The sequence below is a fragment of the Curtobacterium sp. MCLR17_044 genome (genome assembly GCF_003234435.1).
GTDB classification, from domain to species: Bacteria; Actinomycetota; Actinomycetes; order Actinomycetales; family Microbacteriaceae; genus Curtobacterium; species Curtobacterium flaccumfaciens.
In genome coordinates this window covers 1-12,723 of record NZ_QKTC01000021.1, presented here as the reverse complement: position 1 = coordinate 12,723, position 12,723 = coordinate 1, and the positions used below count along the sequence as shown (strand labels likewise).

Annotated in this window: 11 protein-coding genes; all 11 read left to right on the top strand. The window is 69.3% G+C overall.

Translation table 11 applies throughout. From position 1 onward, the window contains the following. The first annotated feature begins 59 nt into the window (after nt 1-59). Nucleotides 60-1,754, top strand: a complete 1,695-nt coding sequence (gene ilvD / locus DEJ04_RS14840) for a dihydroxy-acid dehydratase (RefSeq protein ID WP_071405815.1) — start codon at nt 60-62, stop codon at nt 1,752-1,754. 45 nt (nt 1,755-1,799) lie between these two features. Further along, nucleotides 1,800-3,623, top strand: coding sequence for an acetolactate synthase large subunit (locus tag DEJ04_RS14835; protein ID WP_027466529.1), 1,824 nt, complete (start codon nt 1,800-1,802; stop codon nt 3,621-3,623). Next, nucleotides 3,620-4,120, top strand: coding sequence for an acetolactate synthase small subunit (gene ilvN, locus DEJ04_RS14830; protein WP_017888842.1), 501 nt, complete (start codon nt 3,620-3,622; stop codon nt 4,118-4,120). Before DEJ04_RS14835 ends, ilvN begins: the two co-directional genes overlap by 4 nt. A gap of 71 nt (nt 4,121-4,191) precedes the next feature. Next, nucleotides 4,192-5,217, top strand: a complete 1,026-nt coding sequence (gene ilvC / locus DEJ04_RS14825) for a ketol-acid reductoisomerase (protein ID WP_027466530.1) — start codon at nt 4,192-4,194, stop codon at nt 5,215-5,217. A gap of 209 nt (nt 5,218-5,426) precedes the next feature. Then, a complete protein-coding gene (locus DEJ04_RS14815) occupies nt 5,427-6,617 on the top strand; it encodes a mannitol-1-phosphate 5-dehydrogenase (RefSeq protein ID WP_111047589.1) in 1,191 nt (396 codons plus the stop codon). A 59-nt stretch (nt 6,618-6,676) separates the two neighbouring features. Then, a complete protein-coding gene (locus DEJ04_RS14810) occupies nt 6,677-7,141 on the top strand; it encodes a hypothetical protein (RefSeq protein ID WP_111047588.1) in 465 nt (154 codons plus the stop codon). Then, nucleotides 7,138-7,521 (top strand): hypothetical protein, encoded by a 384-nt coding sequence (locus DEJ04_RS14805; protein ID WP_146248734.1) that lies wholly within the window; start codon nt 7,138-7,140, stop codon nt 7,519-7,521. The genes DEJ04_RS14810 and DEJ04_RS14805 overlap by 4 nt, the downstream gene beginning before the upstream one ends. Nucleotides 7,522-7,677: 156 nt before the next feature. Further along, nucleotides 7,678-9,267 (top strand): phosphoglycerate dehydrogenase, encoded by a 1,590-nt coding sequence (gene serA / locus DEJ04_RS14800; RefSeq protein WP_071405810.1) that lies wholly within the window; start codon nt 7,678-7,680, stop codon nt 9,265-9,267. A 13-nt stretch (nt 9,268-9,280) separates the two neighbouring features. Continuing rightward, complete coding sequence (locus tag DEJ04_RS14795; protein WP_071405821.1) at nt 9,281-10,354, top strand: 3-isopropylmalate dehydrogenase; 1,074 nt, start codon at nt 9,281-9,283, stop codon at nt 10,352-10,354. Nucleotides 10,355-10,369: 15 nt separating this feature from the next. Beyond that, on the top strand, nt 10,370-11,479 hold the full coding sequence (locus DEJ04_RS14790; RefSeq protein ID WP_111047586.1) for a branched-chain amino acid aminotransferase: 1,110 nt from the start codon (nt 10,370-10,372) through the stop codon (nt 11,477-11,479). A gap of 30 nt (nt 11,480-11,509) precedes the next feature. After that, nucleotides 11,510-12,280 carry a fumarylacetoacetate hydrolase family protein gene (locus tag DEJ04_RS14785; RefSeq protein ID WP_027466538.1) on the top strand — a complete coding sequence of 257 codons (771 nt, stop codon included), beginning with the start codon at nt 11,510-11,512 and terminating at the stop codon, nt 12,278-12,280. Nucleotides 12,281-12,723: the final 443 nt, after the last annotated feature.

Sequence of the window (12,723 nt, the reverse complement as noted above, 5' to 3'; positions counted from 1 at the left end):
GAGCATGAGAATGCACGGGGGTGCACGGCTGGTATCCCAAAGCGTCCTAGACTCATGCCATGCCTGATATCGACGTCAAGCCGCGCAGCCGGGTCGTCACCGACGGGATCGAAGCAACCACCTCGCGTGGCATGCTGCGGGCCGTCGGTATGGGAGACGAGGACTGGAGCAAGCCGCAGATCGGCATCGCGTCCTCGTGGAACGAGATCACGCCGTGCAACCTGTCGCTCGACCGCCTCGCGCAGGGTGCGAAGGAGGGCGTGCACTCCGGTGGCGGCTACCCGCTGCAGTTCGGCACCATCTCCGTCTCGGACGGCATCTCGATGGGCCACGAGGGCATGCACTTCTCCCTCGTCTCGCGTGAGGTCATCGCGGACAGCGTCGAGACCGTCGTCAACGCGGAGCGCCTCGACGGCACCGTCCTGCTCGCCGGCTGCGACAAGTCGCTCCCCGGCATGCTGATGGCCGCCGCGCGACTCGACCTGGCGAGCGTGTTCCTCTACGCCGGTTCGGTCATGCCGGGCTACGTGAAGCAGGCCGACGGCACGATGAAGGAAGTCACGATCATCGACTCCTTCGAGGGCGTCGGTGCCTGCAAGGCCGGCACCATGAGCGAGGAAGAGCTCAAGAAGATCGAGTGCGCCATCGTCCCGGGCGAGGGCGCCTGCGGTGGCATGTACACCGCCAACACGATGGCTTCGGTCGCCGAAGCGCTCGGTATGTCGCTGCCGGGCTCCGCCGCCCCGCCGAGCGCCGACCGTCGCCGCGACTACTACGCGCACCGCTCCGGTGAGGCCGTGGTGAACATGCTCGAGCACGGCATCACCGCCCGCCAGATCCTCACCAAGGAAGCCTTCGAGAACGCGATCGCCGTCGCGATGGCCCTCGGCGGCTCGACCAACGTCATCCTGCACCTGCTCGCGATCGCCTACGAGGCCGAGGTCGAGCTGTCGCTGGACGACTTCAACCGCATCGGTTCCAAGGTCCCGCACCTGGCCGACATGAAGCCCTTCGGCAAGTACGTCATGGTCGACGTCGACCGGAACGGCGGCATCCCCGTGATCATGAAGGCGCTGCTCGACGCGGGCCTGCTGCACGGCGACTGCATGACCGTGACGGGCAAGACCGTCGCCGAGAACCTGGCCGAGATCGACCCGCCGGCACTCGACGGCGAGGTCTTCCGCACGCTCGACAACCCGATCCACGAGACCGGTGGCCTGACCGTCCTGCAGGGCTCCTTCGCCCCCGAGGGTGCCGTGGTGAAGACGGCGGGCTTCGACGCCTCCGTCTTCGAGGGCCCCGCCCGCGTGTTCGACCGCGAACGTGCGGCGATGGACGCCCTGACCGAGGGCAAGATCGAGAAGGGCGACGTCGTCGTCATCCGCTACGAGGGCCCCAAGGGCGGCCCGGGCATGCGTGAGATGCTCGCCATCACCGCGGCCATCAAGGGCGCGGGCCTCGGCAAGGATGTACTACTCTTGACCGACGGTCGATTCTCAGGCGGCACAACCGGCCTGTGCATCGGCCACATCGCACCGGAAGCAGTGGACGCAGGTCCAGTCGCTTTCGTTCGTGATGGCGACCGCATCCGTGTCGACATCGCGGCTCGCTCGCTCGACCTACTGGTCGACCCGGCCGAGCTGGAGGCCCGCCGTGACGGCTGGGCCCCGCTGCCCCCGCGCTACACCCGCGGAGTCCTCGCGAAGTACGCCAAGCTCGTGAAGTCCGCCGCCCAGGGCGCGGTCACGGGCTAGCGTCCGACACCCGCACCACCGCCACCACTCAGGCAAGGACCACTCATGCCCACGGAAGCAACTCCGTTGTCCGCGGCCGCCGGTGCACGCCGGTCGCCGGAGATCCTCACCGGCTCGGGAGCCGTCCTCCGGACGCTCGAGCACCTCGGGATCACCGACGTCTTCGGCCTGCCCGGCGGCGCGATCATCCCGTTCTACGACGAGCTGATGGCGTCGACCACGATCCGCCACATCCTCGTCCGTCACGAGCAGGGCGCCGGCCACGCCGCCGAGGGCTACGCCTCGTCGTCCGGCAAGGTCGGCGTCGCCATCGCGACGTCCGGCCCCGGTGCGACGAACCTCGTCACGGCCATCGCCGACGCCTACATGGACTCGGTGCCGTTCATCGCGATCACCGGTCAGGTGTTCTCGACGCTGATGGGCACCGACGCGTTCCAGGAAGCCGACATCGTCGGCATCACGATGCCCATCACGAAGCACTCGTTCCTGGTCACCGACCCGGCCGACGTGCCGGCGACCCTCGCCGCGGCGCACCTCATCGCGACGACCGGTCGGCCCGGCCCCGTGCTGGTGGACATCACGAAGGACGCCCAGCAGAAGTCGGCGCCCTACGTGTGGCCGCCCAAGATCGACCTGCCCGGCTACCGCCCGGTGACCAAGGCGCACGGCAAGCAGATCACCGCTGCCGCGCAGCTGCTGTCCGAGTCGAAGCGCCCGGTGCTCTACGTCGGCGGCGGGGTCATCCGCTCCCGTGCGACCGCCGAGCTGCTCCGCTTCGCCGAGGCGACCGGGGCGCCGGTCGTCACGACCCTGATGGCACGCGGCGCGTTCCCGGACTCGCACCCGCAGCACCTCGGCATGCCCGGCATGCACGGCACGGTGCCCGCGGTGCTCGGCCTGCAGGACAGCGACCTCATCGTCGCCCTCGGTGCCCGCTTCGACGACCGCGTGACCGGCAAGGCCGACGAGTTCGCGCCGGACGCCAAGGTCGTGCACGTCGACATCGACCCGGCCGAGATCTCGAAGATCCGCTTCGCTGACGTCCCGATCGTCGGTGACGCCCGCGAGGTCCTGGTCGACCTGCTCGACGCCTGGGGCGGCATCGCCGTCGAGGACCGCGCGTCGACCGACGAGTGGTGGGCGAAGCTCCACCAGCTCAAGACCGACTTCCCGCTCGGGTACGCCGAGCCGACCGACGGGCTGCTCGCGCCGCAGGGCATCATCAAGCGCATCGGTGAGCTCTCCGGTCCCGAGGCCGTCTACGCCTCCGGTGTCGGCCAGCACCAGATGTGGTCCGCGCAGTTCATCAAGTACGAGCGGCCCAACGCCTGGCTCAACTCCGGCGGTGCCGGCACCATGGGCTACTCGGTCCCCGCGGCGATGGGTGCGAAGGTCGCCCAGCCGGACCGTGTGGTCTGGGCGATCGACGGCGACGGCTGCTTCCAGATGACGAACCAGGAACTCGCGACCTGCGTGATCAACGACATCCCGATCAAGGTCGCGATCATCAACAACTCGTCGCTCGGCATGGTCCGGCAGTGGCAGACGCTGTTCTACGACGGCCGGCACTCCTTCACCGACCTCGAGACGGGGCACGCCTCGCGCCGTGTGCCGGACTTCGTGAAGCTGGCCGACGCCTACGGTGCCCTCGGCATCCGGGTCGAGAAGGCCGACGAGGTCGATGCCGCGATCGAGCTCGCCCTCGCGACCAACGACCGCCCGGTGGTGATCGACTTCGTCGTGAGCCGTGACTCGATGGTCTGGCCGATGGTCCCGCAGGGCGTCAGCAACTCGTCCATCGAGTACGCCCAGGCACTCGCGCCCACCTGGGACGACGAGGACGCCGACATGACGGGAGAAACCGCATGAGCCACGTCCTCTCCCTCCTCGTGGAGGACAAGCCCGGTCTGCTGACCCGTGTCGCCGGACTCTTCGCCCGGCGCGGGTTCAACATCGAGTCGCTCGCCGTCGGCAACACCGAGGTGGACGGCCTCAGCCGGATCACGGTCGTCGTCGACGTCGAGGACCTCCCGCTGGAACAGGTGACGAAGCAGCTCAACAAGCTGGTGAACGTCATCAAGATCGTCGAACTGGACTTCTCGCAGTCGGTCCAGCGCGAGCACATGCTCGTGAAGGTGCGCGTCGACAACCAGACGCGCTCGGCGGTGCTCGAAGCAGTGAACCTGTTCCGTGCCCAGGTCGTCGACGTGGCGACCGACTCCCTGATCGTCGAGGTGACCGGCGACCCCGGCAAGATCCAGGCGATCCTCCGCGTGCTCGAGCCCTACGGCGTCAAGGAGCTCGCCCGCGCGGGCCTCCTCGGCATGGGCCGCGGACCGAAGAGCATCACCGACCGGGTGCGCTGAGCGCCCGTCACACCCTTCCCGGGCGCCGATGGTGCCCGGCACCGACCACAGAACCAAGGAGACACACCCTCGTGACTGACATCGTGTACGACGCCGACGCCGACCTGACGCTCATCCAGGGCAAGAAGGTCGCCGTCATCGGCTACGGCTCGCAGGGCCACGCCCACGCCCTCAACCTCCGTGACTCGGGTGTCGAGGTGAAGATCGGCCTGCAGGAGGGCTCGAAGAGCCGGCAGAAGGCCGAAGAGGCGGGCTTCGAGGTCCACACGCCGGGCGACGCCACCGCCTGGGCCGACGTCGTCGTCATCCTCGCGCCGGACCAGGTCCAGCGCATCGTCTACGCCGAGGACATCCGCCCGAACCTCAAGCCGGGCGCGACGCTCGTCTTCGGCCACGGCTTCAACATCCGCTTCGGCTACATCGAGGCGCCCGAGGGTGTCGACGTGTCGCTCGTCGCGCCGAAGGGCCCGGGCCACACCGTCCGTCGCGAGTACGAGGCCGGCCGTGGCGTCCCCGTGATCGTCGCCGTCGAGGTCGACGCGTCCGGTTCCGCGTGGGACCTCGCATGGTCGTACTCCAAGGCGATCGGTGGCCTCCGCTCCGGCGGCATCAAGACGACCTTCACCGAGGAGACCGAGACCGACCTGTTCGGCGAGCAGGCCGTTCTCTGCGGTGGCACCTCGCAGCTCATCCAGTACGGCTTCGAGACCCTGGTCGAGGCGGGCTACCAGCCGCAGATCGCCTACTTCGAGGTCCTGCACGAGCTCAAGCTCATCGTCGACCTCATCTGGGAGGGCGGCCTCACCAAGCAGCGCTGGTCGATCTCCGACACGGCCGAGTTCGGTGACTACGTCTCCGGCCCGCGCGTGATCTCGCCGGACGTCAAGGAGAACATGAAGGCGGTGCTCGCGGACATCCAGAACGGTGCCTTCGCGAAGCGCTTCATCGAGGACCAGGACGCCGGCGCACCGGAGTTCAAGGCGCTCCGTGCCAAGGGCGAGGGCCACCCGATCGAGGCCACCGGCCGTGAGCTCCGCGCGCTCTTCGCGTGGAAGCAGAACGACGGCGACTACGTGGACGGCTCGGCCGCGCGGTAGTCTTCCGAGAACCACTCGACGTCGAGGCGGCGGTGCACCTGCACCGCCGCCTCGCGATGTGACCCGAACGTTATGCAGCAGCTCTTCTCCAGCCCCGACGCCGCGGACCGGCGTCCCTCCGCCGTGCGCGCGCACGATTCCCGACACCCGTCGGCCGTGGTGCGCACCCGCGGTCAGGACCGCCCCGACCAGCATGGGATGATCGTCGGATGGCGGTGACGAAGCGAGCGGTCCACATCGGCGCCGGCAAGATCGGGCGCGGGTTCGTGGGCCAGTTCCTCGTGGCGAGCGGCTACGAGCTCACCTTCGTCGACGTCGACGAACGCGTGGTCTCGGCCCTGAACGAAGCCGGCCGGTTCGTGGTGCACGAGGTCGGCGAGATGCCGGTCGAGCACCTCGTCTACGGGTTCCGCGCGCTCAGCAGCAAGACCGACCGCGAGCGTGTGGTGCAGGCCATCGCCCAGGCCGACGTCGTGACCACCGCCGTGGGCGCACGCACGCTGCCGCTCGTCGCGCCGCTCATCGCCGAAGGGCTCGCGGCACGCCCGCTCGAGCGCGGTGACGTCACGATCGTCGCCTGCGAGAACGCGTTCAACGCGACCGATTCCCTGCACGCCAGCATCCGCCGAGCCCCCATCCTCGAAGACCGCGACATCGCCGCCGTCTTCGCGAACTGCGCGATCGACCGCATCGTCCCGGACCAGTCCGGTGTGCTCGGTCAGTCCGGCGGCCTCGACGTCGTGCTCGAACCGTTCTACGAGTGGGTCATCGAGCGCACCCCGTTCCTGGGCTCCGACGCCGAACCGCCGACGATCGAGGGCGTCACCTGGGTCGACGACCTGCAGCCGTTCGTCGAGCGCAAGCTCTACACGGTCAACACGGCGCACGCCACCGCCGCCTACCACGGCTACGTGCGGGGGATCCGACTCATCCGCGAAGCACTCGAGGACGACGCCGTCCGCGCCGAGGTCGACGGGGTGCTCGCCGAGACCACCGCACTGCTGATCGCGAAGCACGGCTTCGACCCCGAGGACCACGCGCGCTACGTCGCCGCGAACCTCTCCCGCATCGCGAACCCGCACCTGCCGGACTCCACCGCGCGCGTCGGCCGCAACCCGCTCCGCAAGCTCGGCCGTCGTGAACGCTTCGTCGGCCCGGCGTCGCAGCTCGCCGAGCGCGGCCTGCCCGTCGAGCACCTGCTCGGTGCCGTCCGTGTAGCGCTCGCGTTCGACGACGAGAACGACCCGGAGTCGATCGAGCTGCACGCACTCCTGCGTTCCGGGGCGACCGCGCACGCGCTGACCGAGATCCTCACGGGCCTGATGGAGAGCCACCCGCTCTTCCCGGCCGTCCGCGACGTCGTCGCCGAGGTCCTCGCGACGCAGCCGGCCGACGTCTGACCTCGGCCTCCCGGCCGTCGCTGGTCTCCCCGGTGTCGGGTCCCTCGTAGAATCGGGGCATGACCACGGCAGCATCCCCACCAGACGGGTCGATCGACCCGGACGTGCCGAACGCCGTCGACACCGACGACGCCGCCCTCAGCTGGGGTGACGCCGACGACGCCACCCACGTCGACGCGGCGCACAACCCGGTGGCGGTGCGCGAGCGCGGCGAGCGGGACCCCGAGGCGCCCGAGACCTCCGGCGCGCTCGTCGGGTTCGGCGTCTTCGGGGGCCTCTACCTCCTCTACACGGTGGCCTGGCTCCTCACCGCGTCGACCGCGTACGTCTCCGGCGTCGACACGGTCCTCACGCTCTTCGTCGAGGTGCTCCGCTTCCTCGCGATCCTCGCGCCGGCACTCTGGTTCACGGTGGTGCTCTGGGCAGCGCGCAGCAGCCGCACGCGGACCCGCCTGCTCTGGATGCTCCTCGGCGCCGTCGTGCTCTTCCCCTGGCCGTTCCTCCTGACGCGGAGCTTCGGGTGACCGGGGCAGTGCCGGCGACGACCCGCCGGAACAGCGCCCCCGTGGTCGCGAAGATCGTGGTCTGGCTCGTGTTCGCGGCGCTGTTCGCGTACATGACGGTGCAGGCCGTCGGCAACCTGACGCAGATCAACCAGCGGGTGGACGCCTTCAACGCGTTCCTCCAGACGACCTCGGGCGGCGACTCGCTGCAGACCAGCACCCCGTGGCTGTGGCTCGTGCTCGACATCCTCATCGCGCCGGTCGCGTTCGTCGCGGCGATCGTCATCACCCGGCGTTCGAGCCTGCCCGTCACGATCGCGGTGTTCGTGGTCGCCTTCGCGGGCGCCGGCGCCCTCTGGCTCGACCTCCAGCTGTTCGTCCCGACGCTGCTGGACTTCTGACGCGACCCGCCGACGGCCAGGAGGCGCGGTGCGGCCCCGCCCCGCGCCTCCTGCCCTCGTGTGGTTCTCCACAGGACCGCTCCCGCGGTCGTAACCACCGGCCCGCGTCGATACCATGGTGGGATACCAACCGTCTCGAGTGAGGAAACAGCTGCTGTGTCGAAGCCGGTCGTCCTGATCGCCGAAGAACTCTCGCCCGCAACGGTCGACGCCCTCGGGCCCGACTTCGAGATCCGGAATGTGGACGGCACCGACCGTCCGGCGCTCCTGGCGGCGCTGTCCGACGCGCACGCCGTCCTCGTGCGGTCCGCCACCAAGATCGACGCCGAGGCGATCGCCGCGGCACCGGTCCTCAAGGTCGTCGCCCGTGCCGGCGTCGGCCTCGACAACGTCGACATCAAGGCCGCGACGACCGCCGGCGTGATGGTGGTGAACGCCCCGACCTCGAACATCATCTCGGCGGCGGAGCTCACGGTGGGGCACATCCTGTCGCTCGCACGGCACATCCCGGCCGCCCACGCCTCGCTGGCCGCCGGTGCGTGGAAGCGCTCGTCGTACACCGGTGTCGAGCTCTACGAGAAGACCGTCGGCATCATCGGCCTCGGCCGCATCGGCGCGCTCATCACCCAGCGGCTGCAGGCCTTCGGCGTGACGGTCATCGCGTACGACCCGTACGTCACCACCGCACGTGCGCAGCAGCTCGGGGTCGAGCTCGTCTCCCTCGAGGACCTGCTGCGTCGGGCGGACTTCACCACGATCCACATGCCGAGGACGCCGGAGACCCTCGGCATGATCTCGGACGACCAGTTCGCCCTGATGAAGCCGACCGCGTTCGTCGTGAACGTGGCCCGCGGTGGCCTGATCGACGAGGACGCCCTGCACCGGGCCCTCACGTCGAACACCATCGCCGGCGCCGGCCTCGACGTCTTCGTCGCCGAGCCCCCGAAGGACTCGCCGCTCCTGGCACTCCCGAACGTCGTCGTGACGCCGCACCTCGGCGCCTCCACCGACGAAGCGCAGGAGAAAGCGGGCGTCTCGGTCGCCAAGTCGGTCCGTCTCGCCCTCGGCGGCGAGCTCGTGCCCGACGCGGTCAACGTCGCCGGCGGGGTCATCGACCCGTACGTGCGCCCCGGCATCCCGCTCGTCGAGAAGCTCGGCCAGGTCTTCACCGCCCTCGCGACCTCGCCGGTCACGAGCATCGACGTCGAGGTGCACGGCGAGCTCGCCGAGTACGACGTCAGCGTGCTGAAGCTCGCGGCGCTCAAGGGCGTCTTCACCGACGTCGTCAGCGACCAGGTCTCCTACGTCAACGCTCCGCTCATCGCCGAGCAGCGCGGGGTCACCGTCCGCCTCATCACCGAGACCGACAGCCCCGAGTACCGCAACGTGCTGACGATCCGCGGTGCCCAGTCCGATGGCCCGGCGATCAGCGTCTCCGGCACGCTCACCGGCCCGAAGCAGGTCGAGAAGCTCGTCGAGATCAACGGGCACGACGTCGAGGTGCCGCTCGACCGGCACCACGTCGTCATGGAGTACACCGACCGTCCGGGCATCGTCGCGGTCTACGGCAAGGAGTTCGGCCAGGCCGGCATCAACATCGCCGCGATGCAGATCTCGCGCGAAGCCGCCGGTGGCCAGGCGCTGAGCGTCCTGACGGTCGACTCGCCCGTGCCGGCCGAGATCCTCGAGCACGTCCGCTCGGCGATCGACGCGTCCTCGCTCCGCGAGATCGACATCACGCTCTAGGGGAGTGGCGGACATGAGCAGCGCGCAGACGATCCGACTCGCGGTCATCCGTGGTGACGGCATCGGCCCCGAGGTCGTCGACGAGGCCCTGAAGGTCCTGCACGCGGTCCTGCCGGACGACCTCGTGGTGCAGGAGACCCCGTTCTCCCTCGGCGCCGCACGGTACCTGGAGACCGGCGACATCCTGACCGACGACGACATGGCAGCGATCGCGCAGCACGACGCGATCCTGCTCGGAGCGGTCGGCGGTGACCCGCGTGACCCGCGGCTCGCCGGGGGCATCATCGAGCGTGGGCTGCTCCTCAAGCTCCGCTTCGCGTTCGACCACTACGTGAACCTCCGGCCGACGACGGTGCACCCGGCCGTCCCGACGCCGCTCGCCGACCCCGGCGAGGTCGACTTCGTGGTCGTGCGCGAAGGGACCGAGGGGCCCTACGTCGGCAACGGCGGCGCCATCCGGACCGGTACCCCGCACGAGATCGCGACCGAGGTCTCGTTGAACACCGCCTTCGGCGTCGAACGGGTCGTGCGGTACGCCTTCGCGCTGGCCGACCGACGCCCGCGTCGCCACCTGACCCTCGTGCACAAGAGCAACGTCCTGGTGCACGCCGGAGCCCTCTGGCAGCGCACCGTCGCGGCCGTCGGCGCCGAGTACCCGGACGTCACGGTCGACTACCAGCACGTGGACGCGGTCACCATCCACATGGTCCGCGATCCCGCACGGTTCGACGTCATCGTCACCGACAACCTGTTCGGCGACATCATCACCGACCTGGCCGGCGCGATCAGCGGCGGCATCGGTCTGGCGGCCTCGGGCAACATCAACCCGGACGGCACCTTCCCCAGCATGTTCGAGCCGGTCCACGGTTCCGCGCCGGACATCGCAGGTCAGCAGCTGGCCGACCCCACCGCCGCGATCCGTTCCGTCGCCCTGTTGCTCGACCACCTCGGTCGCGGTGACCTGGCGGCCGCGGTGACGGCTGCGGTGGAGTCCGACCTCGCCGACCGGGGCACCACGCCGCGTCGCACGGCCGAGATCGGCGACGCGATCGCCGCCGCGGCCACGGCACGCACCACCACCGCCTGAGAAGGAGTCCTCCCCATGAGCACCGACACCGCCTTCGGACTCGAGTTCGCCAGCACCCCGTCCGCCGACCGCCGCGCGGCTGCCGAGCGTGAGCAGATCCTCGCCGACCCGGGCTTCGGCAAGCACTTCACCGACCACATGGCGACGGTCGAGTGGACGCTCGACGACGGCTGGCACAGCGCGTCGATCCACCCGTACGGGCCGCTGTCCCTCGATCCGAGCGCGAGCGTCCTGCACTACGCCCAGGAGATCTTCGAGGGGCTCAAGGCCTACCGGCACGCGGACGGCTCGGTGTGGTCGTTCCGACCGGACGCCAACGCCCGACGCTTCCAGCGGTCCGCCCGACGCCTGGCGCTCCCGGAGCTCCCGATCGAGGCGTTCGTCGAGTCGATCCGGCAGCTCGTGCAGACCGACGTCGATTGGGTGCCCTCGGCGCCCGAGACGAGCCTGTACCTGCGGCCGTTCATGATCGCGACGGAGTCGTTCCTCGGGGTGCGCGCGGCACAGGCCGTCGCGTACCACTGCATCGCGAGTCCGGCCGGTGCGTACTTCACCTCGGGCCCGAAGCCGGTGTCGATCTGGCTGTCGACGCAGTACGCGCGCGCCGGCAAGGGCGGGACCGGTGCGGCGAAGACCGGCGGCAACTACGCCTCGTCGCTGCTGCCCCAGCAGGAGGCCTACGAGCACGGCTGCCAGCAGGTGATGTTCCTCGACTCGGTGGAGGGCAAGTACCTCGAAGAGCTCGGCGGGATGAACGTCGTCCTGGTCAAGTCCGACGGCACCCTCGTCACGCCCGACTCCGACTCCATCCTCGAGGGGATCACGCGTGACTCGATCCTGCAGCTGGCCGAGGACCGCGGCCTGACCGTCGAGAAGCGCCGCGTGACCCTCGACGAATGGCGTGACGGCGTCGCCGACGGCTCGATCACCGAGGCGTTCGCGTGCGGGACCGCCGCCGTCGTGACCCCGATCGCCGAACTCCGGGGTGACGGCTTCACGATCGGTTCGCCGACCGTGGGGGCCGGGGAACTCACGATGTCCCTGCGCGATGAACTCACCGACATCCAGTACGGCCGTCGTCCCGACCCGCACGGGTGGATGACCAAGCTGACCGACGCGTCCTGATCGACCGGCGGGCGTGGGTAGGGTCGAACGGTGAAGATCGCACGGTTCAGCAGCAAGGGTGAAGACCCCCGGTACGGCATCCTCGACGAGCGCGCTCTGGTGGTGCTCGCGGGGGACCCGATGTACCAGGGGTTCGAGACCACGGGGGAGCGCGTGGCACTCGCCGACGCCAAGCTCCTCGCCCCCGTCATCCCGCGGTCGAAGGTCATCGGCGTCGGGCTCAACTACTCGGAGCACGCCTCGGAGATGGACGAGCGTGCCGGCGACGACCCGGTGGTGTTCCTCAAGCCGAACACCTCGGTGATCGGTCCGGACGAGCCCATCCGCCTCCCGGCCGACATCGGACGCGTCGACCACGAGGGCGAACTCGCCATCGTGATCGGCTCGCTCGCGAAGAACGTCCGGCGCGAGGACTTCGCGAGCGTGATCCTCGGCTACACGATCGCCAACGACGTGACCGCCCGAGACCTGCAGGCTCGCGACGGTCAGTGGACCCGGGCGAAGGGCTTCGACACGTTCTGCCCGCTCGGCCCGGTGATCGAGACCGAGATCGACCCGTCGGACATCCGCATCGAGACCCGCGTCGACGGTGACCTCCGGCAGGCGGCCTCGACCAACGAGATGGTGCACGACATCCCGTCGCTCGTCGAGTTCGTGTCCTCCATCTGGACCCTCCTGCCCGGTGACGTCATCCTGACCGGGACTCCGGCCGGTGTCGGGCAGATCCGTGACGGTGAGATCGTCGAGGTCACCATCTCCGGCATCGGTTCGCTCAAGAACCCGGTCATCGCGCGGCACTGACAGCGCTCCCGAACGGCCCGTTCCCCCAGGTGGGGAGCAGGCCGTTCGGCGTTACCGGGGGAGTACGCAACCGCGGCGCAGAGGGCGACACGCCCGGGATGTGGGCCGGCTTGGCGCTCCCGTTCACCTCTGCGTAAAGTAATCACTCGTTGCCGCTGAGGCGGAGAACGGAACGGCCGAGACGATCACCGGGTTGAACACCTGGAGATGCAGTCCGGACGGGGTCCCGCTCAGGCAACCAACTCCTCGGAAACACGACCTCTGGTTGTGCGCCCAGGATGTTGTACAAGACGAATGCCTCTCTGGCGGAACCTGTGATGGGTCGAGCGGGGAGTGCGTCTGGTCCTTGAGAACTCAACAGCGTGCACATTGTCAATGCCAATTTATTGATTGACCTCGTGCCTGGTCGGCTTGCTGACTGGGTCATGAAGCAATTCCTTTTG

Coding starts and splice junctions, on each gene's coding strand:
- ilvD (WP_071405815.1), top strand. CDS start 60: ATGCCTGATATCGACGTCAAGCCGCGCAGCCGGGTCGTCACCGACGGG.
- DEJ04_RS14835 (WP_027466529.1), top strand. CDS start 1,800: ATGCCCACGGAAGCAACTCCGTTGTCCGCGGCCGCCGGTGCACGCCGG.
- ilvN (WP_017888842.1), top strand. CDS start 3,620: ATGAGCCACGTCCTCTCCCTCCTCGTGGAGGACAAGCCCGGTCTGCTG.
- DEJ04_RS14815 (WP_111047589.1), top strand. CDS start 5,427: ATGGCGGTGACGAAGCGAGCGGTCCACATCGGCGCCGGCAAGATCGGG.
- DEJ04_RS14810 (WP_111047588.1), top strand. CDS start 6,677: ATGACCACGGCAGCATCCCCACCAGACGGGTCGATCGACCCGGACGTG.
- DEJ04_RS14795 (WP_071405821.1), top strand. CDS start 9,281: ATGAGCAGCGCGCAGACGATCCGACTCGCGGTCATCCGTGGTGACGGC.
- DEJ04_RS14790 (WP_111047586.1), top strand. CDS start 10,370: ATGAGCACCGACACCGCCTTCGGACTCGAGTTCGCCAGCACCCCGTCC.